This window comes from Kaistella yananensis (genome assembly GCF_026107505.2).
GTDB classification, from domain to species: domain Bacteria; phylum Bacteroidota; class Bacteroidia; order Flavobacteriales; family Weeksellaceae; genus Kaistella; species Kaistella yananensis.
Map to the genome: position 1 here is coordinate 306,407 of NZ_JAPCHZ010000004.1, position 21,835 is coordinate 328,241.

21 protein-coding genes are annotated in these 21,835 nt (G+C 38.6%); 14 read left to right on the top strand and 7 right to left on the bottom strand.

The annotated features are described in order from the left end of the window. The first annotated feature begins 17 nt into the window (after nt 1–17). Genes OK344_RS08415 through OK344_RS08435 form a run of 5 tightly spaced genes read left to right on the top strand, consistent with a single transcriptional unit; the run spans nt 18 to nt 5,076 of the window. Nucleotides 18–1,736 carry a phospho-sugar mutase gene (locus OK344_RS08415; RefSeq protein ID WP_265144376.1) on the top strand — a complete coding sequence of 573 codons (1,719 nt, stop codon included), beginning with the start codon at nt 18–20 and terminating at the stop codon, nt 1,734–1,736. Between the two features lie 35 nt (nt 1,737–1,771). Then, nucleotides 1,772–3,025 carry a pyridoxal phosphate-dependent aminotransferase gene (locus OK344_RS08420; protein ID WP_265144377.1) on the top strand — a complete coding sequence of 418 codons (1,254 nt, stop codon included), beginning with the start codon at nt 1,772–1,774 and terminating at the stop codon, nt 3,023–3,025. Nucleotides 3,026–3,028: 3 nt separating this feature from the next. Next, nucleotides 3,029–3,763, top strand: coding sequence for a 3-deoxy-manno-octulosonate cytidylyltransferase (gene kdsB / locus OK344_RS08425; protein ID WP_265144378.1), 735 nt, complete (start codon nt 3,029–3,031; stop codon nt 3,761–3,763). 57 nt (nt 3,764–3,820) lie between these two features. Further along, nucleotides 3,821–4,483 carry a histidine kinase gene (locus OK344_RS08430; protein WP_265144379.1) on the top strand — a complete coding sequence of 221 codons (663 nt, stop codon included), beginning with the start codon at nt 3,821–3,823 and terminating at the stop codon, nt 4,481–4,483. Between the two features lie 23 nt (nt 4,484–4,506). Further along, nucleotides 4,507–5,076, top strand: a complete 570-nt coding sequence (locus tag OK344_RS08435) for a glutathione peroxidase (RefSeq protein WP_265144380.1) — start codon at nt 4,507–4,509, stop codon at nt 5,074–5,076. 42 nt (nt 5,077–5,118) lie between these two features. Here OK344_RS08435 and OK344_RS08440 read toward each other — a convergent pair whose 3' ends face one another. From OK344_RS08440 to OK344_RS08450, 3 genes are all read right to left on the bottom strand, one after another. Next, the gene (locus OK344_RS08440) at nt 5,119–6,573 is read right to left on the bottom strand and encodes an LptF/LptG family permease (protein WP_088469237.1); all 1,455 of its coding nucleotides are present in this window, start codon (nt 6,571–6,573) and stop codon (nt 5,119–5,121) included. Between the two features lie 99 nt (nt 6,574–6,672). After that, complete coding sequence (gene lolA1 / locus OK344_RS08445; protein ID WP_265144381.1) at nt 6,673–7,320, bottom strand: outer membrane lipoprotein periplasmic chaperone LolA1; 648 nt, start codon at nt 7,318–7,320, stop codon at nt 6,673–6,675. 63 nt (nt 7,321–7,383) lie between these two features. Continuing rightward, nucleotides 7,384–9,882 carry an FtsK/SpoIIIE family DNA translocase gene (locus tag OK344_RS08450; protein ID WP_265144382.1) on the bottom strand — a complete coding sequence of 833 codons (2,499 nt, stop codon included), beginning with the start codon at nt 9,880–9,882 and terminating at the stop codon, nt 7,384–7,386. Between the two features lie 184 nt (nt 9,883–10,066). Here OK344_RS08450 and OK344_RS08455 point away from each other — a divergent pair, with 184 nt between their 5' ends. From OK344_RS08455 to OK344_RS08480, 6 genes are all read left to right on the top strand, one after another. Next, nucleotides 10,067–10,324, top strand: coding sequence for a hypothetical protein (locus OK344_RS08455; protein ID WP_265144383.1), 258 nt, complete (start codon nt 10,067–10,069; stop codon nt 10,322–10,324). Nucleotides 10,325–10,360: 36 nt separating this feature from the next. Next, nucleotides 10,361–10,654, top strand: a complete 294-nt coding sequence (locus tag OK344_RS08460; protein WP_265144384.1) for a hypothetical protein — start codon at nt 10,361–10,363, stop codon at nt 10,652–10,654. 120 nt (nt 10,655–10,774) lie between these two features. After that, nucleotides 10,775–12,763: a urocanate hydratase gene (gene hutU, locus OK344_RS08465; RefSeq protein ID WP_265144385.1), complete on the top strand. Its 1,989-nt coding sequence runs from the start codon at nt 10,775–10,777 to the stop codon at nt 12,761–12,763. A gap of 149 nt (nt 12,764–12,912) precedes the next feature. Beyond that, entirely contained in the window at nt 12,913–13,863 is a 951-nt protein-coding gene (locus tag OK344_RS08470; RefSeq protein WP_265144386.1) for a fasciclin domain-containing protein, read from the top strand. A gap of 87 nt (nt 13,864–13,950) precedes the next feature. Then, entirely contained in the window at nt 13,951–15,525 is a 1,575-nt protein-coding gene (locus OK344_RS08475; RefSeq protein WP_265144387.1) for a TonB-dependent receptor, read from the top strand. A gap of 72 nt (nt 15,526–15,597) precedes the next feature. Then, nucleotides 15,598–16,344, top strand: a complete 747-nt coding sequence (locus tag OK344_RS08480; protein ID WP_265144388.1) for a TonB-dependent receptor — start codon at nt 15,598–15,600, stop codon at nt 16,342–16,344. 24 nt (nt 16,345–16,368) lie between these two features. On the opposite strand, the gene OK344_RS08485 is transcribed toward OK344_RS08480, so the two are convergent. Both OK344_RS08485 and pncA read right to left on the bottom strand, forming a co-directional pair. After that, nucleotides 16,369–17,910, bottom strand: coding sequence for a S41 family peptidase (locus tag OK344_RS08485; RefSeq protein ID WP_265144389.1), 1,542 nt, complete (start codon nt 17,908–17,910; stop codon nt 16,369–16,371). Nucleotides 17,911–18,020: 110 nt separating this feature from the next. Then, nucleotides 18,021–18,626: a bifunctional nicotinamidase/pyrazinamidase gene (gene pncA / locus OK344_RS08490; RefSeq protein WP_265144390.1), complete on the bottom strand. Its 606-nt coding sequence runs from the start codon at nt 18,624–18,626 to the stop codon at nt 18,021–18,023. A 211-nt stretch (nt 18,627–18,837) separates the two neighbouring features. On the opposite strand from pncA, the gene OK344_RS08495 reads away from it, so the two are divergent. From OK344_RS08495 to OK344_RS08505, 3 genes are read left to right on the top strand one after another with little or no spacing between them, the layout of a single operon-like run. Next, a complete protein-coding gene (locus tag OK344_RS08495; RefSeq protein ID WP_265144391.1) occupies nt 18,838–19,296 on the top strand; it encodes a DUF1569 domain-containing protein in 459 nt (152 codons plus the stop codon). Then, nucleotides 19,293–19,667 carry a bacillithiol system redox-active protein YtxJ gene (gene ytxJ, locus OK344_RS08500; protein ID WP_265144392.1) on the top strand — a complete coding sequence of 125 codons (375 nt, stop codon included), beginning with the start codon at nt 19,293–19,295 and terminating at the stop codon, nt 19,665–19,667. Before OK344_RS08495 ends, ytxJ begins: the two co-directional genes overlap by 4 nt. A gap of 14 nt (nt 19,668–19,681) precedes the next feature. Next, on the top strand, nt 19,682–20,272 hold the full coding sequence (locus OK344_RS08505; RefSeq protein ID WP_265144393.1) for a Crp/Fnr family transcriptional regulator: 591 nt from the start codon (nt 19,682–19,684) through the stop codon (nt 20,270–20,272). 42 nt (nt 20,273–20,314) lie between these two features. Here the strand turns inward: OK344_RS08505 and OK344_RS08510 are convergent, their stop codons facing one another. Together OK344_RS08510 and OK344_RS08515 are read right to left on the bottom strand one after the other, a co-directional pair. Continuing rightward, nucleotides 20,315–21,181 carry a sigma-70 family RNA polymerase sigma factor gene (locus tag OK344_RS08510; RefSeq protein WP_039354162.1) on the bottom strand — a complete coding sequence of 289 codons (867 nt, stop codon included), beginning with the start codon at nt 21,179–21,181 and terminating at the stop codon, nt 20,315–20,317. A 157-nt stretch (nt 21,182–21,338) separates the two neighbouring features. Beyond that, a complete protein-coding gene (locus OK344_RS08515; protein WP_265144394.1) occupies nt 21,339–21,752 on the bottom strand; it encodes a DUF6157 family protein in 414 nt (137 codons plus the stop codon). Nucleotides 21,753–21,835: the final 83 nt, after the last annotated feature.

Sequence of the window (21,835 nt, forward strand, 5' to 3'; positions counted from 1 at the left end):
TATCAAATATAAAAAAGATGACAACTTTAGAAAAAGCAAAACTCTGGCTTACAGACACTTTCGACGAAGAAACAAAAAATACCATCCGAACCTGGATCGATACAAATTCTGATGATCTTGAAGATTCTTTTTACCGGGAATTAGAATTCGGAACCGGCGGAATGCGCGGAATTATGGGAGTTGGCACCAACCGACTCAACAAATACACGCTTGGTCAGGCCACTCAGGGTTTGGCAAATTATCTTCATTCTCAGTTTCCTGATCAGGAAATTAAGGTGGCGATCGCTTATGATGTACGTAACAATTCCAAAGAATTCGGGAAAATGTGCGCAGATGTGCTTACAGCCAACGGAATTAAGGTTTTACTTTTCAAAGAACACCGTCCGACTCCTGAACTTTCTTTCACCGTTCGCGACAAAAAATGTAATGCAGGAATCGTTCTTACCGCGTCTCACAATCCGCCTGAATACAACGGTTACAAAGTATATTGGAATGACGGAGCGCAGATTGTTCCGCCTGATGACGAAAACATTATTAAAGAAGTCTATGCTACAAAATTTGAGGATATTAAATTCAACGGAAACGATGATTTAATTGAATGGATCGGCGAAGAACAGGATGATGTTTATATCAATGCCTGCATGGAAAATTCGCTTTATCAGAAAGATAAAACCGGATACGACAATTTAAATATTGTTTTCACTTCCATTCACGGAACCACTTATAAAACCGTTCCTCAGGCTTTGAAAAAGGCTGGTTTCACAAAAGTTGACCTTGTTCGCGAACAGATGATTCCAAGCGGGAATTTCCCAACGGTTGAATCTCCGAATCCTGAAGAACCCGCGGCCCTTGAAATGGCAATGGATTTAGCACGAATCACCAACGGCGATATTGTTATCGGAACAGATCCGGATGGCGACCGATTGGGAATTGCCGTAAGAAATCTGGAAGGTGAGATTCAGTTGCTTAACGGAAACCAGACCAATACCATTCTAACCTATTATATTTTGGACCAGTGGAAAAAAGCCGGGAAAATTACCGGTAAAGAATTTATTGGATCTACGATTGTAACTTCTGATATTTTCATTGATATCGCTCAAAAATTCGGTGTGGAATGTAAAATCGGGTTAACAGGTTTCAAGTGGATCGGTAAAATGATTCGTGATGCCGAAGGTCAGGAAAAATTCGTTTGTGGAGGGGAAGAAAGTTTCGGTTTTATGACCGGAGATTTCGTGCGCGACAAAGATTCATGCGGCTCAATCCTGCTGGCCTGCGAAATTGCAGCGTGGTGCAAAGCGAACGGAAAAACAATGTACCAGTATCTGATCGATATTTACAAAGAAATCGGCATGTACTACGAAGGTTTAATTAATGTGGTAAGAAAAGGAAGAACGGGTGCTGAAGAAATAAAACAGATGATGACAGATTTCCGTGAAAATCCTCCGGCAGAAATTGCAGGTTCCAAAGTAGTTGAAGTTAGAGATTATCATGAACAGACTTCGCTGAATATTACCGACAGCAAAAAATCTGTAATGGACGGAATTCCCAAATCTAACGTACTTATTTATTACACACAAGACGGAACCAAAGTCTGCGTAAGACCTTCCGGAACAGAACCGAAAATTAAATTTTATGTTTCTGTGAAGGATTCAATCGCTTCTGAGCAGGATTTCCGTGAAAAGCTTGTTGTTTTAGAACAGAAAATTAATCAGGTAAAAGCAGATTTAAAGCTTTAAAACTCAAAAATTAAATTAACTAATTGAGCAATCATATGAAAGTATCAAAACTCGCCCAAAATCTTATAGGTTCAGAAATTATTAAAATTGGTAATCAGGTAAATGATCTGAAAACGCAAGGCGCCGAGATCGCCAATCTTACAATCGGTGATTTGGATGCCAATATTTACCCGATTCCCGCAAGACTGAAAGAAGAAATTCAAAAGGCTTACCAAAATAACCTGACCAATTATCCGCCGGCAAACGGCCTTTTGTCTCTGAGAAAAGCTGTTTCCCAAGATTTAAAAAATCGCTGGAATCTTGAATATTCCGCAAATGAAATTTTATTGGCAGGCGGCTCCAGACCTTTAATTTATGCTACTTTCAAAACGATTGTTGATGAAGGTGATAAAGTGGTTTATCCAATTCCTTCGTGGAACAACAACCATTATGCCTATTTGACTCACGCTGAAAAAATTGAAGTTGAAACGTCTCAGTCCAATAACTTTTTGCCGACTGCAGAAGAATTAAAACCTCATTTGGAAGGTGCAGTTCTGCTGGCTTTATGTTCTCCGCTGAATCCGACCGGAACAATGTTTACTAAAGATCAGCTCACCGAAATTTGTGAACTTGTTCTGGAAGAGAATAAAAAACGCGATGAGAATGAAAAACCGCTTTATCTGATGTATGATCAGATTTACGCGATGCTTACTTTTGATGAAGAGCATTTCAATCCGGTTTCTCTTTTACCGGAAATGAAGAAATACACCGTTTTTATCGACGGAACTTCAAAATCTTTTGCGGCAACGGGAGTCAGAGTAGGCTGGAGTTTTGGTCCTACGGAAATTATTGATAAAATGAAATCACTGCTCGGTCACATCGGTGCCTGGGCACCAAAACCCGAGCAGCAGGCCGTTTCGGTATTTTTAGGCGAAACACAAAACGTCGATTTGTTTGTAAAAGACTTTAAAGGTAAAATCGCTGAAAGTTTAAAAATTCTCCATACCGGCATTCAGGATATGAAATCCCGTGGGTTTCTGGTCGACAGCATCAAACCAATGGGCGCACTCTATCTTACCATTAAGCTTGATTATTTAGGAAAAACAAAACCTGATGGCTCACAGATTTCAGATTCTTCTGACCTTGTATTTTACCTGATCAATGAGGCTGGTGTTGCACTCGTGCCATTTTCAGCATTCGGAAATTCTCGTGATATGCCGTGGTTCAGGGCTTCCGCAGGTGGTTTATCCTCAGACGAAATTAAAAGAATGTTACCGCGATTAGAAAATGCACTTTCAAAACTGTCTTAACCGATGAAAATAATCGCCGTTATTCCCGCACGTTATGAAGCCAGCCGATTTCCCGGCAAACTGATGCAGATTTTAGGCGAAAAAACCGTTATTTCTACGACTTATCAGAATGTTTTGGAGACCGGTTTGTTCGATGAAGTTTTCGTGGCAACAGATTCTGAAATTATTTTTGATGAAATCATTAAAAATGGCGGAAAGGCAGTAATGACGTGGCAGCATGAAACCGGCAGCGACCGAATTGCGGAAGCAGTACAAAACATCGATTGCGACATTGTAGTCAATGTTCAGGGGGATGAACCTTTTCTGAAAACAGAACCTTTACAACAGTTGATTTCGGTTTTTAATGACGATTCCGAAGAGAAAATTTCTTTGGCTTCCCTAAAAATTAAACTGAAAAATACAGATGAAATAGGAAACCCGAACAACGTAAAAGTTATTACAGATTACGAAGGTTTTGCGCTTTATTTCAGCCGTGCGGTGATTCCTTATCCAAGAGAAATTCATCGGGATGTAGAATATTTCAAGCATATCGGCGTTTATGCTTTCAGGAAAAACGCGCTCCTCAATTTTGCGAAACTTCCTATGAAACCACTGGAAATTTCAGAAAAAATAGAATGTATCCGTTATCTAGAATATGGAATGAAGATTAAAATGATTGAAACAGATTTTATAGGTGTAGGAATCGATGTTCCTGAGGATTTGGAGAAAGCGAGAGCGATTTTAGGACAGCAGGATTAAGTGCAAAAATCGCTTAAATTCAAAAAGTATATATTTGAAAAACAAACAGACCGATTAATGAGAAAGATATTTTTAGTATTCATCATGTTGATGAGCGGAATTGTCTCCGCACAAACCGCAAAAGAAATCATAGAAAAAAATATAGAACTTTCCGGAGGTTTAACAAATTGGAAATTATTAAATTCAATCACGTTACAGGGAAGACTCACATTGGGGATTAACGACCATTATCCGATAAAGATTTTTCAGGAAAGACCCAACCTTACCAAAACGGTGATTACCATTAATAAAAAAGAAACCGCAATTGAAGGTTACGATGGTAAAAAAGGATATGCGATGAACTACGCAACCAACAAACTTCAGGAATACCCGAATTATGTTGCAGAAAGTTTTGATACCGATTTTATTGATTGGGAAAGCAAAGGATTTGAAGCCAATTATCTGGGTAAGGAGAAAGTAGGCGAAATTTTATGCCACAAGGTTGAATTGATTAAAAACGTAAACAAAACCCTATACTTTTTCGATTCGAAATCTTATATGTTGATAAAGGAAGTGAAAAGTGACGAATCCATAATTTACAGCGATTACAGAAAGGTTGGAAGTTTAATGATGCCATTCAGGATTGAATCGTCTTCGCCTAAAAAAGACAGCGATTATGTTATTTTGCTCAACAAGATTGAAACCAATAAAGTTCTTCCTGCAAATACTTTTAAATTTTAAATAAACAATTTAAAAATTTAATTATGAAAAAAATATTCATCATGCTGTTATCATTTGCGGCTTTCATACAGAGTTGCAGCCAACAGAAAAAAGAAGTTTCACAAGATAAAAATCTCGCCATGAAAAGCATTTACGATTATAAAGTTGAAAGTGGAGACGGCAAAGAAATAAATTTTGCTGATTTCAAAGGAAAGAAAATCCTGATTGTAAACACGGCTTCGGAATGTGGTTTTACGCCGCAATACGCAGATCTGGAAAAAATTTCTAAAGAATATGCAGACCAACTGGTTGTGGTAGGTTTTCCAGCGAATAATTTCGGCGGCCAGGAGCCGGGAACCAATGAAGAGATTGGCGCTTTTTGCCAGAAAAACTATGGAGTTACATTCCCCATTGCCGCAAAAGTTTCAGTAAAGGGAGATGATACCGCACCAATCTTCAAATACTTAACAGATAAGAATTTAAACGGTGTAAAAAATACCACCATCCTCTGGAATTTTACAAAGTTTTTGCTCGATGAAAACGGAAAACTGATCGACAGTTTTGTAAGTACTACAAAACCAACAGACGAAGCAATTACCAAATATTTTAAATAAATAAAAACCGCAACAATAATCAGTTGCGGTTTTTTTATTGTATTAACGGTACCTTTCGTGTTCCTTATTCTTAGAAAATATAGTAATAATCGGCTTGAAGAGGCTTTTGTATTTCTCGATATCAAAGAGTTGAGAATCTGTAAGTGCCTTGTAGGTAAGCCACGCGCCAAAAGGAAACAGCACCATATTCGGTAACCAGGCTGCCAGATAAGGATCCATTTTTCCGGACCACGCCATATTTTCTACAGAGAGATTCAGCACGTAGAAAATAATAAATACCACGATGGCAATAACTACCGGAAGTCCCAGGCCTCCTTTCCTAATGATAGATCCCAAACTTGCACCGATTAAGAAGAAAATTAAACATGTTACTGAATAAGCAAAAATCCGTTGCTGGTAAATAATGATTCGTGAAAAGTAGGCATGTAAGCCCTGGATTTGTTCAACTTTATTAATGTTCAGCTGCTTTACACTTTCAATTTTATTAAAAGCAGAATAGAGTAGCTCCAGCTTCTTTTTCTGCTGCATCGTGTCGATTTTTGGCGTTGGAAGTACTGCTTTCTTCGGTTTGGTCTTATCAATATAACTTACAAAACTGTTGGTTTGATTAATCAATTCATTGCTGATATTTCCGAGAACTACATCGTTTTCTTTTTTTGCCGCTTCAATGGTTGAATTCAGTTCTATAAAATTCTGGAACGAGTAGTCATCAGTAATTTTTTCAGACTCAATTGCTTTATTGATGATATCTGAAATATTGAAATGAGAAACAAGGGTATCAAATTTTATGGCCTGATCTGGCTGTTTCAATCGCTGTTCGTAGCTTACATTACCCAGATTATCTTCAAAAATATGACCGTTAAAAAGCACCAATTTTAAGTAATTACGGTTGTCGGCCTGCACAAATTTCCCTTTTTCAGCAACAATCGACTGCTGGTTTTCATAAGAATTAGCCATTTTATGGATAAAAACCCCTTCGAGATTCTCTCCGTTTTCGCCCGTAATTTTATCAAATTTTACACTGTACCCTGGAATTTGCTGGATAAACTGACCGGGCGTAAAATTCAGAGCAGGTTTTGTTGCCGCAATATTATAGAGCATATTTTTAGCTTTCCGCTGAAAATCGGGGATCACATTGTTTGAAAACAGAAAAAGAAACATCGAAAATATTACGGAAACAAAAAACAGCGGAAGCATAATTCGGGTCAAAGAAATTCCTGCGGCTTTCATCGCGGCCAGTTCATACCGTTCCCCAAAATCCCCAAAGGTCATGATTGATGATAGAAGTATCGTTAAAGGCAACACAAGCTGCACAACGATGGCGGAAAGATAGGAGAGGAGACGGAGAATTTCCCAGTAACTCAGCCCTTTTCCGGTAAACTGCGACAGCCGGATCCAGATGATGTTTACCACAAAAATGAAAAACAGCACACTGAAAATAAAAATAAACGGACCGAAGAAAGTTTTAATGACGTAGCCGTCGAGCTTTTTTATCATGCGTCAAATTTACCAAAAAAAATCACAGAATTTAGGATTGATGGCTTCAAAAAAAAGCCCTCTGTTTTAAAGAGGGCTTTTGAAATTTTTAAAAAAAAATTAAAGTTCAGTATAGATATAGTTTTTATAATCATTTTTATCAAAACTAAACATGTTGCTGCTCAAAGTCTGGTTCACTTTATAATCGCTGATTGCAATCACCGAAACCGAATTGTCTGTAGAAAACTGCTCGAGTTTCACAATCTGTTTCTTAGCATCATTAATAAAGAGGTTAACTTCTTTAATGCCGTTTTTAGTTGTCGGGATTAATTTGATCTGATCAGCTTTTACGCCGTTTACCGTCTTTTTTCCCAGATATTTTACGGTGTAGCCTTTTTTGTATTCACCAATATAATTCAGAGGTGAAAACATCTGCTCATTTCCTGTTGGTTTTGCAACGGTAATTTCCTGATCTTCTTCTGAAATGTTATAAATCTTATTTCCGTCGAAAATCTGCTCGGTACCCATAATTTTCAGTTTGTATTTGTCTTTGGCAGAGTAGAAGATTCCGGGTTCTGTCTTGGTTACGGTTTTACTTGTTCCGGTGCCGTAAACAAATTTAAAATAAACATTGTTCTTCGATTTATAATTCTGCGCAACGGCATCTAATAAACTTTTAGCTTTTGCATCGATTTTCTGTGCAGAAAAACTTGCCGCTGTAGCGAGTGTAAACAATCCAAGAGTAATTTTTTTCAATATGCTTTTCATTCTTTTTTTATTTTTTGGATTAAAATTTTAAAATAAAGTTAAACCATTGTTTAAAGTTTCACCCTATTTGCGCAATTCTTCCAAAAACTGTTCCAAAGAATTTAAGTCGCTAATCTGCACTTCCCTCGCCTTGGCTCCGTTGAAACCGCCTACAATACCGCTTGCTTCAAGCTGGTCCATAATTCTTCCGGCTCTGTTATAACCAAGTTTCAGCTGCCGCTGAAGCATCGAAGTGGAACCTTGTTGGGTGGAAACAATAATTCTCGCAGCATCTTCAAAAAGTGCATCTTTTTCGTTCGGGTCAAAAGCACCAACATTTGAAGTAGATTCTTCGCTGGTATATTCCGGTAGCATGAAGGCACTTGCATAACCTTTCTGTTCACCGATAAATTCTGCAATTTTTTCAACTTCCGGAGTATCTACAAACGCGCATTGAAGACGCAGGATTTCATTTCCGTTGAAATACAGCATATCGCCCTTTCCGATGAGCTGATCTGCACCTGGAGAATCTAGAATGGTTCTGGAATCTACGCTGGAAATCACCCGGAAAGCCGCTCTCGCAGGGAAGTTTGCTTTAATCATCCCCGTAATAACATTTACCGAAGGTCTTTGGGTCGCCACAATAAGGTGAATTCCTACTGCTCTCGCCAGCTGCGCAAGTCGTGCGATTGGCAGCTCCACTTCTTTCCCCGCAGTCATAATAAGATCTGCAAATTCATCTACTACCAGAACAATATATGGAAGATAACGGTGTCCGTTTTCAGGATTGAGTTTTCTTTCGGTGAATTTCTTATTGTATTCTTTTAAGTTTTTACAGAAGGCATTTTTGAGCAAATCATAACGCTGATCCATTTCAATACAAAGTGAATTGAGCGTGTTTATCACTTTATGGGTGTCGGTGATAATAGCGTCGTCACCATCCGGTAATTTTGCCAGATAATGCCTTTCGATTTTTGAATAGAGAGAAAGTTCTACTTTTTTCGGGTCAACCATAACGAATTTGAGCTCGCTCGGGTGTTTTTTATAAAGCAGGGAAGTAAGAATAGCGTTGATACCTACAGATTTACCCTGACCGGTTGCACCAGCCATAAGTAAATGCGGCATTTTTGCTAAATCTGCCATGAAAATTTCGTTGGAAATCGTTTTCCCGAAAACTACAGGCAAATCCATATCCGTATTCTGAAATTTTTGGCTATTTATCACACTGCGCATTGACACCATTGAAGGATTTTTTCGCGGAACTTCAATCCCAATTGTACCTTTTCCCGGCATTGGCGCAATAATGCGGATTCCCAAAGCTGAAAGATTCAATGCGATGTCATCCTGAAGTTTTTTAATGGAAGCTACGCGGATTCCGGCTTCCGGAACGATTTCATATAATGTTACGGTAGACCCTACGGTTGCTTTAATTTCAGCGATTCCCACATTGAAGTTTTTCAGCAAACCGACAATTTTGTTCTTGTTTTCCTCTAATTCGTCCCTGTTGATCGAAATTTCTTCGTTGCCGTAATCTCTCAGCAAATCGATGGTAGGCATCTGGAATTTTGCCAATTCAAGTTTATGGTCATACAGCCCGTGCTTGTCCACAAGTTCCTGCGATTTCTTATCAGATTCATCCAGAATATCTACTGTTTTGGCAACTTCAACTTTAAAATCAATCTCATCGGATTTTGCAGCTGAGGGAATTTCTGTTGTTGAAACTGGGCTTAAATTCAAAGAATTCCCAACACTTTCGGTAACAGTAATTTTAGAAGGTTCCCCATCATCAAATGATGTTTTGTTAGGAGTTTTGATGGTTTCAAAATCATTACTGATTTCAACCTCAGGAAAACCTTTAACCGGAATTTCTGCAGGGGTGGAAACTGTTTTTATATTCTGTGTAGCTTGATTTTCTGTGTCATCCGCCGCAAGTTCCTCAAGCTCTTCATCCGCCTCGAAATTTTCAGACGAGTTGGGCATCATGGCTTTTACCCTTCCAACCGTATTTTCGTTTAAATCATTGAGTTTCGCTTTTACATTGGATGGATTTAAATTGAATTCAAGCACAAAATACAGTGCAATACTTACCAAAAGCACCAGCCAAAGTCCGGCAGATCCGATGACTGATAATAGGAAATCCATAATTTGAAATCCGTAAACGCCACTCAAAACACCCTGTCCTTTGGTAATAGCGCCCATGAAAATCGGCAGCCAGCAAATAAAAAACAGGGAATGACCGATGGTTTTCCACGGCTTGAAATAATTTTTCTTGAAAATTAACATTCCCACAACAAAAAACAGAAAAGCTACGGCAAATGCTGCAATCCCAATACTTTCAAAAATAAAAAAATTGCCCAGCCAGTCACCAATCTTCCCGAAAATATTCGAGGATTGCACAGTTTTATCCAGCATCGTTCCGGCCTGGCTTTGGTCGGCTTTCCAGTTCAGCAGGTAAGAAACGAAAGAAAACGTAAGAACTACAGAAAGGAGAACGAAAAGAACTCCAAAAAATATACGGGGCTTAGAAAGGGTTTTATTTGGTGCAGACGCCTTGGGCGGGGTTGTTTTTGTATTTTTTTCCATAATAAGAATGTGCGCAAATTTAATAATAAATTTAAAAGATTTTTTAGAATTGCCGTAAAATTTCGGTCAAAAAAAGCTTTCCGAAAAGGCTTTTTGAGGAAGTTTAAATTCATTGTTCAATATACTGATTTTGTTTCGGAATAATATTTGAGTATTTTAAAAAAGAACGCTAATATTTGAAATCATGGATCAAAATAAAATAAAAGACTCTGAAGGATTTAAAAATATCAAAAATACTGTTGACCAAAATCCTGCTATTGAAAATAACGGTCAGGAATCATTAACCCGGCTTAAAGATATCCGTAATCCTGAAATGACGAAGGAAAATTTGGTAAAAGATGCCGAAAATGCAATTCCGCCAACGGCCTGGGAAAATCAGCAAAAAGCTTATGATGATGCCTGGGAGAATAATAAAAATCAACAGTTAGGAGAAGAAGTTTAAAATAATAACTTCAGTTTAATCATAAAATACACGATTATGGCGCCAGAAAATAACAAATCAGAACAGGATGCAAAACTCGAACAAATGAATTACAGTCCTGAAAATGACATTTTTAATAAGCAGGAGAAAATTCCATTAGATGGAGACGGAAATCCTGTTCTTAATGAAGACAATACACAGAAAAGTTTGGATGACGGGCTGGATATTCCCGGAACAACTGCTGATGATGCAATGGAAAACATCGGATCAGAAGATGAAGAAAACAATTATTACAGTCTCAGCGATAATGAAGATAATCACGAGGAGACCAATGACGATGTACTTCGTTAAAGGATTACACACTCATATATAGACTACCGCCTCAATGGCGGTTTTTTTTGCATCGATTTCTTTGGATTGTATTTTCGAAATTGAATATCTTTAAAACTTTCAAACAAAGTAAGAATTACAATGACCTTTCAGCAGCAAATACAACAGGGAATTCCCTCTGAACTTCCACAGCCAAAACCTTTTGAACCTCAAATCAATCACGCACCAAAACGCAAGGAAATTCTTAGTGAAGAAGAAGAAAAACTCGCACTGAGAAATGCTTTGCGCTACTTTGATCCGAAATTCCATGCCGAACTTTTGCCGGAGTTTCGTGATGAACTGAAAAAGTTTGGGCGAATTTATATGTACCGTTTCCGTCCGGATTATGAAATGAAAGCCAGACCGATTCCTGAATATCCCGGCAAATCTGAACAGGCAAAAGCCATTATGCTGATGATTCAGAACAACCTGGATTATGCCGTGGCCCAACATCCGCACGAACTTATAACTTATGGTGGAAACGGTGCAGTGTTCAGCAATTGGGCGCAGTATCTTCTTACGATGAAATACCTTTCGGAAATGACCGATGAGCAGACTTTGGTGATGTATTCCGGTCATCCCATGGGTCTTTTCCCGAGTCATAAAGAAGCGCCGAGAGTCGTGGTGACCAATGGAATGATGATTCCGAATTATTCAAAATCCGACGATTGGGAAAAATTCAATGCGCTTGGCGTAACCCAATACGGACAAATGACGGCAGGAAGTTATATGTATATCGGTCCCCAGGGAATTGTGCATGGTACTACCATTACGGTGTTAAATGCTTTCAGAAAAATTAATAAATCACCGAAGGGCGGACTCTTCGTTACCTCAGGTTTGGGCGGAATGTCTGGTGCACAGCCAAAAGCCGGAAATATAGCTGGGTGTATCACGGTTTGTGCCGAAGTGAATCCAAAAATTACTAAAATTCGCCATGAACAGAAATGGATCGATGAAATCCATGAAAATCTTGATAACTTAGTACAGAGGGTTCGTAACGCTCAGGAAAATAAGGAAACAGTTTCTTTAGCTTACCTCGGAAACGTGGTGGAAGTTTGGGAAAAATTTGGAGAAGCAGGCTTGAAAATCGACATCGGATCCGATCAGACTTCACTGCACAATCCATGGGCTGGAGGTTATTATCCTGTAGGGCAAAGTTTTGAAGAATCCAACAAAATGATGGCAGAAAATCCTGAATTATTTAAACAAAATGTTCAGGAGAGTTTAAGAAAACATGCAGCGGCCATTAATAAACATACTGAAAAAGGTACCTATTTCTTCGATTACGGTAATGCGTTTTTATTGGAAGCAAGCCGTGCCGGAGCTGATGTAATGGCAGAAAACCCAACCTTGGGAAGAGAATTTAAATATCCGAGCTACGTGCAGGATATTATGGGACCGATGTGTTTTGATTATGGTTTTGGACCGTTCCGTTGGGTGTGTACCAGCGGCAAGCCTGGAGATTTACAGAAAACAGACGAAATTGCTTCGAAGATTTTAGAAGAGATTATGCAGAATTCTCCAGAGGAAATTCAGCAACAAATGGCAGATAATATAAAGTGGATTAAAGGTGCACAGGAAAACAGACTGGTAGTAGGTTCACAGGCACGAATTCTCTATGCCGATGCAGAAGGTCGAATAAAAATTGCGGAAGCCTTTAATAAAGCCATTAAAAAAGGAGAGATAGGACCGGTAGTTTTGGGTCGTGACCATCACGATGTTTCCGGAACTGATTCTCCTTACCGCGAAACATCCAACATCTATGACGGTTCTAGATTTACAGCTGATATGGCTATTCATAACGTGATTGGCGACAGTTTCCGTGGGGCGACATGGGTTTCGATTCATAACGGTGGTGGCGTAGGTTGGGGAGAAGTAATCAACGGTGGTTTCGGTATGTTGCTCGACGGAAGCGACGATGCCGACCGAAGATTAAAATCGATGCTCTTTTGGGATGTTAACAACGGAATTTCCCGAAGAAGCTGGGCCAGGAACGAAGGCGCATTGTTCGCCATTAAAAGAGCTATGGAACTGGAGCCTGATCTCAAAGTTACGCTCCCGAACTTGGTTGATGATGAGCTTTTTTCTTAAATATATTTTGAATACACAAACACCTGATTATTTGGGTGTTTTTTTTTGTAATAATATCGTCAATAACTTATATAGTATATTTATATTCTAAAGTATTATATTTAGTATTATAATTTACTATTTTTACACCAACAAAAAAATATATTATTATGAAAAAATTATTTAAACTTTCAGCCTTTGTGCTTTTATTCAGTTTTTTATTCGTCTCGTGCGATGAGAGCCGAGATGATGTTGAAACACCAAATACTATTTATGAATTGGCATCGATGGATGCAGACCTTTCTAATTTGAAGGCAGCCATTGATAAAGCAGGATTGGCTTCTACCTTAAGAGCATCCGGAAGTTTCACGGTATTTGCACCTTCTAATGCAGCATTCACGCAATTTCTTGCTGATAATGGTTTTGCGAATCTCAATGATGTTCCGAATGCCGCATTAAAAGAAATTCTCCTAAACCATGTGCTTTCTAATAAAGTGATGGCAGCACAGGTAACTACAGGCTATGTCTCCACATTAGCCAAAGGAAATGCTTCTTCTTCTAAAAATCTCAGTATGTTTATTAATACCGCATCTGGGGTTAAAATCAATGGAATATCAACGGTAACCAAGACCGATATCACAGCAAGTAACGGAGTAATTCACAAAGTTGATAAAGTCATCGGTTTGCCCACGGTAGTAACCCATGCGCTTGCAAATCCTAATTTTTCATCGCTTGTATCCGCACTTACGAGAAACGATATGCCTGATTTTGCGGGAATCCTCAGCGGGACAACCAATTCACCTTTTACCGTTTTTGCTCCTACTAATGCTGCTTTTAGCTCTTTGCTAACCGAGCTGAACCTTCCGAACCTGGCCGCCGTACCTGCAGCAACTTTAGAGAATGTCCTTAAATATCATGTAGTTGCCGGAGCAAATGTTTTATCTACCGATATTACAAATAATATGAATGTTACGACTTTCCAGGGCGGTACTTTTAAAATTACAACCACTGGAGGAGTGAAAATTACAGATGCTAACAACAGAGTTTCAAATGTAATAGCAACAGATGTACAGTGCAGCAATGGTGTAATTCATGCCATCGACAAAGTTCTTTTACCATAGTAGTTTTATTATTTAAATGTTAATGTTTGATAAGCGTCCCTTTCCGCAGGGACGTTTATTTTGTAAATTGCAGAAATTCTCAACTCCATGAAATTTAAATTTGTCATTATTTTCCTCATCAGCACCTTGCCGTTTTTTGCACAAACAGGAAGTATCAACATTAATGTTGTTGATGATTTTTCTAAAAAACCTTTAACTTCAACCGTAACCATTATTTCAACCGGTCAGCAGTTTTCTGGTGATGGAAATGTCTTACTGGCAGATTTATCTGCGGGAAATTACAGTTTTCAGATTGCTGCAACAGGCTACCAAAACCAATCGCTTAACGACATTGCTGTAATCCCTAACCAAAACCTTACTTTTTCTGTAGGACTACAGAAAATGGTGGTACGGGAAAAGGAAATTGAAGGTTTGGTTCTGAAGGCCAAGGTCTATAAAAGTTCTGCAGAGAGTCCGGTTTCCCTGCGAAATATCACGAGCGAAGAAGTGCAGATAAATGCGGGTTCCAACAGAGATATTTCAAAAGCGATTCTTTCGCTTCCGGGAGTTGGAACGACTGCTACGTTTAGAAATGACCTTTTTATACGCGGCGGAAGTTCCGCTGAAAATAAATTTTATATCGACGGAATCGAGGTTCCGGTGATCAACCATTTCCAGACCCAAGGCGCGAGCGGTGGCCCGAGAGGCTTAATTACCATTGATTTTATTAAAGATGTAGATTTTTACAGCGGTGCCTTTCCCGCCAAGAGAAACGGAACCTTATCTTCACTTTTTGAATTCAACCTCAAACAGGCGCGTAAAGATAAAATGGGATACAAAGCCATCCTGGGGCTCGATGACATGCAGCTGATGATGGACGGTCCGCTGAGCAAAGACCAGTCGTGGAGTGGATTATTCTCTGTCCGTAAATCGAATCTGCAATTGCTTTTCAAAGCGATCGATTTACCGTTTTTGCCGAGTTATTATGATACAACATTTAAAGTCTCAAAGAAATTTAAAAACGGTAACGAACTGTATTTCATAGGTCTGGGAGCCATTGATGAGTTTAAATTCAATGAAAATGCTGAACCCACACTCTATAATTTGACTTTAATCGAAAGACTTCCTGTTTCGCCACAGTGGAATTATACGATGGGTGCAGGCTATCGTCATTTGGCAGAAAATGGCAACTGGCTGTTTACCTGGAGCCGGAATATGCTCGACAACCAAGCTACAAAATACTACCGCAATATCGAAACTCCTGAGAATTTGCTGATCGACTATCATTCGCAGGAAAGTGAAAATAAAATCCGTGTTGACCGTAATTTCAGGCTTGGCGATTTTCAGTTGAGTTCGGGTGCTAATGTTAATTTTGCAAGTTATTTTAATGATTCAAATTTAAAGGCGATCACTCAAAGCGGAGCCGTTGCTGACCAATATCTTTCTGAAATGAATTTGGCACAATACGGATTTTATCTTCAGAGTTCACGTAAATTTCTGGAAAGTAAATTGGAGCTTTCCGCTGGTTTCCGAATTGATGGTAGTGATTACTCGGTACTTACTTCAAATCCACTGGAGCAGTTTTCACCACGAATTTCAATGAAATACCAATTAGCTGATCAGTTTGCCCTCAACCTGAATGGCGGAATTTACTATATGCTGCCATCTTATACAGCTTTATGATATGCGCAGAACGGAAATTTAATTAATAAAAACAGTTTAAAATACATTAAAAACTCCCAGATTGTGGGTGGCGTGGAATTTAATGGAAACAATAATCTAAAAATTACTGCCGAAACCTATTATAAAAAATACAAAAACTATCCTTTTTCCCTTCGAAACGGGATTTCCCTAGCAAATTTAGGCGGTGATTTCGGAGTAGTCGGGGCGGAACCTCTCGACAGCAGAGGCGTTGGCGAAACGTATGGAATTGAGCTTTTAGCCCAGAAAAGAACCGTAAACGATTTCTATGGAATCGCTTCATATACTTTCGGCCACTCCAAATTTAGTGATCTTAATGGCGATTTAAAACCATCGAGTTGGGACAGCAGACATATCCTGTCATTAACTGGAGGGAAATATTTCAGCAGGAATTGGAACATCGGAGCAAGATTCCGGTTGCAGAGTGGTTTGCCGGAAACGCCTTACGATCTGGAGAAAAGTCAACTGGTTAATGTGTGGAATATTGCCAATGCACCGGTTTCAGATTATATTTTGCTGAATTCCCAACGCGGGAATCTGGTACATCAACTCGATATAAGAGCAGAGAAGAAATGGATCTTCAACAAATGGCAGATGACTTTCTACGTAGATGTTGTAAATGTTTACGGATCGAAAAACCCAAGCAGACTACCGGTGATCGCACTGGAACGTGACACAAACGGTAACGGAATTGTTACCAACCCTGGTGCACCGCAAAATGAGCAGATCTATCAGCTGAATTACGGGGAGGCAGACCGCACAACACCGCTGCCGTATTTCGGATTTATTTTTGAATTTTAAAAACCACAGCATCCAGCCGGAATGTTATTGGGAAGAATCTTCTTTGATTTTTTCCATAACCCAATCCAGCTGGATGTCTTTTTTTGCAAGAACTTCCTGAAGCGTCGGGATAATTTCATGATCCGGAATCACTCCTTTTTTGGTGTGGGTAAATTCAATACTTGGCTGAATCAGCATTAGACCAATTGGCAGATAGAGTTTAGAATTTGGCAGTTTTTTGGTAGAGTAGCGGCCTGCAACTGTTCCGTCGTTTGCGCCACCGGTTTCTTCACCTACCAGAAAAGCACGTTTTTCATGCTTAAGTTTTGAAGGCAGGATGGAGGCGGCAGAAAAACTGCTCCCGTTGATCAGCACGTATATTTTCCCTTTATAGGTATTTTCTTTTGGTTTTTTGAGCCCGAAAATCCCATTATTCCTGAGGTAAAAACGATCGGATTCTTTCTTTATCGACAGCGCCGTTCCCATCAGATAAAATGGATAACCCGCCACTGCAAATGGTTTTGTAAACCACGAGAATTCTGAGAAGTAATTGGCTTGGTACATTGCCGAAGGCGAGGTAATCTCAATATCATTGATAAACTGAAACTTTTCTGAAACCAAATAAGAATAAAGGTTGTTGATCTCCGCAAGCGAACCACCCAGGTTGTCGCGTATATCCAGGATTAAATATTTTGCAGGTGATTTTTTTAGCGTTTCGAAGCTTTCTCTGTAAAACTTCCGCGAATAGGTTCCCGAGAAAGTTTTGATTTTCATGTAAGCGACAGTGCTGTCTTTAACAGGAAACTGCAGGTCGCGGTTGAAACTTTTGGTAATTACATTATAATCTTTGGTTTTTCCTTTTTCGCTTTTCGTAATTTTTTTGTTGGCGTTTTCTACTTTTTTCTTTTCAGTTTTGGTGATTTTTTCTCTTTTAAGGTAGAATGTTTTAATTTCGTTTCTGTATTGGGCTTCAATTTTCACACTGTCGAGAATTCCGTGTTCTGCGGTGAAATAAGAGGGCCATCTTCTGGCAAGAATATATTTCTGGAAAGTCTGGTTTTCACCATCACTGTTCACGAATGGGCGATAACTTTCCAAGAGATCCTTTACCGGAATATCTTTTATTTTCAGAATTTCTGTACCCACATTCATATTGGGGATTTTTTCGGCATTGTCTTTTACAAATATTCTGTTGCCATCGAGCACGAAATTATAACGGCTGAGTAACCCTTTTTGCTTTTCCAGATTTTTAATTTCTTTTCGCGTTAACCGTTTTTCCAGCGGAACCAATCGAAGATGACCTTCCTTGATCTGTGCAATAACCGGCGCCAGTTTGCGGTAAAACTCATTAGGTTTCAAAGGTTGGCGAATACTGTTTTTTAAACTGTCGAATTTGTAATCCAAAGAGTCTTTAGAAATATACCAATACAGATTTGGATGAAGTTTCTGCAATTTCTTATAGCTGAAATCAACATCTTGTTTCAGTTTTTTTGGCGCAATAAGGATTTCATGTTTTGCGTTATGCTTTTTTACAGAAACACAGGAGGTGAGCAGCGCCAGTAAAAAAAGCTTTAGGGTAGTCTTCAAATTGAAAAATTTTGATAAAAATATATCTTTTAATTCAAATTTAATAATATTAAAAAAACAAAAAAACTCCTCAGATATAATGAGGAGTTAATGTTGAATTTATAAAATTTTTAACCTAAAACCGTGACAGAATTTTGCAGCAATCCGAAGATTGCATCTTTTCCGTTGTCGGGTTTTACATTCACCGCTCGCGTTCCGTTGAAGTGCAGACAAGTTATATAACCCAGCTGTACAGCATCCAGACAGGTAAATTTCACACAGTAATCCAAAGCTAAACCGACGATTTCAAGCAACTGTATGTCGTGATATTTTAAAAAATCGTCCAAACCGGTTTTTACAAAATGATTGTTGTCCTGAAAGCCGCTGTAACTGTCGACTTCCGGGTTTTTACCTTTCTGAACGATGTGGGTTACTTTATCGCGGTTCAGATCCTTATGGAAGTCAGCACCGAACGTGCCCTGAACGCAATGATCTGGCCACATAAACTGTGGAATTCCGTTGAGAATGATGGTTTCGCCAACTTTCTTTCCGTTGTTTGAAGCAAAACTTTTGTGGTTCGCAGGATGCCAGTCCTGGGTAAGGACGATTTGGTCGTATTCATTTTCTTCCATCAGCAGATTGATGTAAGGAATAATTTCGTTTGCTCCTGGCACCGCAAGAGCGCCGCCTTCGCAAAAATCGTTCTGTACATCCACTATAATGAGGGCTTTTTTCATATTTTTCGGATTTGTTTTATAATAACTTTAGGAATTACGGGAAATAAAATTCAGATTTTAAAGCGTAAATTTACGAAACTGTTTTCGCAAAATTTCAGCCAAAAGCATTCAGCAGACAAATCGTCTAAATTTAAGTTTTGAAATATAGAAAACCTGCCAAAAAAATATATGAGAATGAATATCCCCCTGCAAACCACGTCAAAGTCAAAGAATGAGAAAATCGCTTAACAATCCGAAGGATTTCGACGAAATAAAAACCCGGATTTTAAGGATTGAGGAACATGCAGAACGGAAATGGGGAAAGATGAATGCGGCACAGATGTTACGTCACTGCGACCGGATTCTGCAGGTAGGCTTTGGGAAAATAGTGCTGCCGAAGATTAACCCTTTTATAAAATCGATCGGAATTTTAACCAAAATTGAGATGAATATTTTCAATAACGGTATTCCACCGAATATGCCAACTTTTAAAGAAGTTATTATAAAAGAAAATTGTAATTTTGAAAAGTCCCGTGAGGAATTATTAGCTTCTATTGATGAGTTTGCGGAAAAATCAGCAAAAAACAATTTACTTTCGGAGCATGCGCTTTTTGGGAAGATGACAAAAGAAGATTGGGGATTTATGGAATATAAACACCTGGATCATCACTTAAAACAGTTTGGAGTATGAGTATTTTTAATAAAATTTTTGGAAGTTCCGATACAGAAAAGCCGTCACCGGAATTCTGGAATTATATAAATTCTGAAGCAGATCTAGAAAAAGCATTGGAAGAGTCGCACGAAAAAAAAGTTGCAATTTTTAAGCATTCTACAAGATGTTTCATCAGTAAAACAGTGCTAAATAATTTTGAAAAAGAAGTGGGAGAATCTAATAAAGAGGCGTCTTATTATTTTCTGGATTTATTGGCACACCGCAGTATTTCTAATAAAATTGCCGATGATTTGGATGTTGAACATCAAAGTCCGCAGCTTATCGTTGTGGAAAACGGTAAAGCCGTGAAGAACGCCTCCCATCACAGTATTTCTGTGTCTTTAATTTAATTCTGATTATTTCGATGGAAAATATAGAATCCTACCTGTCTGAAATTTTGGAGATTCCAAAAGAAGCGGTTACGCAGTGCAGTAATTTTTATGGCAGCACAAAAGTGTTAAAAAACCAATTTCTTCTGAAGGCCGGTGAAGTGTGCAACGGAACTTATTTTGTAGAAAAAGGCTTGCTGAGGATGTATTCGATTGATAAAAACGGCAAGGAACATATCATTCAGTTTGCGCCCGAAAAGTGGTTGATTTCCGACAGAAGTTCGCTTTATTTCAATGAAAAATCAAATTATTACATTGAAGCGGTGGAAGAATCTGAAATTCTGGTGCTGACGAAAGATTTTTTTGCGAATATTAATCTTGAATTTCCCAACACTGTTGAAAATAATGATTTGCTTTTACAGAAACACATCCGGAATCTTCAAAACCGCGTAAACTCGCTGCTGAGCGATACCGCGGAAGAAAGATATATGAGTTTCATCAAAATGTATCCGGATATTCTGCTTCGTGTTCCGCAGTGGATGGTAGCTTCTTATCTTGGCATCACGCCGGAAAGTTTAAGCCGGGTAAGAAAAGAGCTCGCGAGAAAGAATTTTCAGACTTCATAAAAAAAAGGAACTCGTTTGAGTTCCTTTTCAGTTTTATGTAAATTATTTACCGAGATAAGATTTCAGAATCTTGCTTCTGGTATTGTGTTTCAGTCTTTTAATGGCTTTTTCTTTAATCTGACGCACTCTTTCTCTTGTAAGATCGAAAGTTTCCCCGATTTCTTCTAAAGTCATTGGATGTTTCCCGTTCAAACCGAAATATAAACGAACCAAATCTGCTTCACGAGGCGTTAAAGTTTGCAACGCTCTTTCGATTTCGATCTGAAGAGATTCCAGCATCAAATCTTTATCAGGACTTGGTGATTCACCGGAACGTAAAACATCATATAAGTTAGAATCTTCACCCTCAACCAATGGCGCATCCATCGACAGGTGTCGTCCGGAGTTTTTCATTGATTCTTTAATGTCGTCTTCGCTCATGTCCAAAACTTCCGCCAATTCTTCCGGAGAAGGTGGTCTTTCGTTTTCTTGCTCCAGGTGTGCGTAAGCTTTGTTGATTTTATTGATCGAACCAATTTTATTTAAAGGCAATCTTACAATTCTGGATTGTTCTGCCAAAGCCTGCAAAATCGATTGGCGAATCCACCAAACGGCATAAGAAATAAATTTAAAACCTCTGGTTTCATCATATCTTTTAGCAGCTTTCATCAAACCAAGATTCCCTTCGTTGATTAAATCGGGTAGGGAAAGACCCTGGTTTTGGTATTGTTTCGAAACTGAAACCACGAAACGGAGGTTTGCTTTAATCAGTTTTTCAAGGGCAACTCTATCGCCGGCACGAATTTTCTGTGCCAAATCCACCTCTTCGTCGGCTGTAATCAGATCCACTTTACCAATTTCCTGTAGATACTTGTCAAGCGATGCAGTTTCTCTGTTGGTAACCTGCTTTGTAATTTTTAATTGTCTCATGTATAAAAACCCGTCCACTTTTGGACTGCATTAGATTATACGACACGAGAGCGCAAAAGGTTACAAAATTGTTGAAAAAATAGTTTCTAAGATGTTTTTTTGGTGGTATTTGACGATTTTTAGGTTCAAAAACAAAGAATTCCGCAGGATCAGGAAATTATTTTCTCTTGTTACGCATGGCTTTTACCTTGGTTACAGCATCATCATTCACTAAGTTTTTGTAATCTTCACCTTCCATAGGAAAAATTGCCACTTTTCCTTCACTGTTGTGGTGAATCCCGAAACCGTATCTTTTTGCCAGTGCAGAAGACCGGAAACAAGCCTGACCTTTTGAAAAAAAATCTCTTCGCGCATCGGCTCTGTCTTTTAAGGAAATATCATTTTTCTGCGCGTAACATTCGAACATTACATCATCGGAAGTGAATTTATAAGGATGTTCCGTAATCATTTCAAACTGAATATTCGCTAAAGTTCTGTTGCGTTTTACAGGTGGAATTTCAGCTTTGGAAACCGGAATATCTTCCGATGTTTCGATAAATGTATTCTTATAGTTCGTAGTATGCAGTTTCATATTATTAAATCTTAAGAGGGTTAAATGTATAAAAAAAACTCATTCTGTAGGTAGCAGAATGAGTTCAAATAAATTAATTTGAG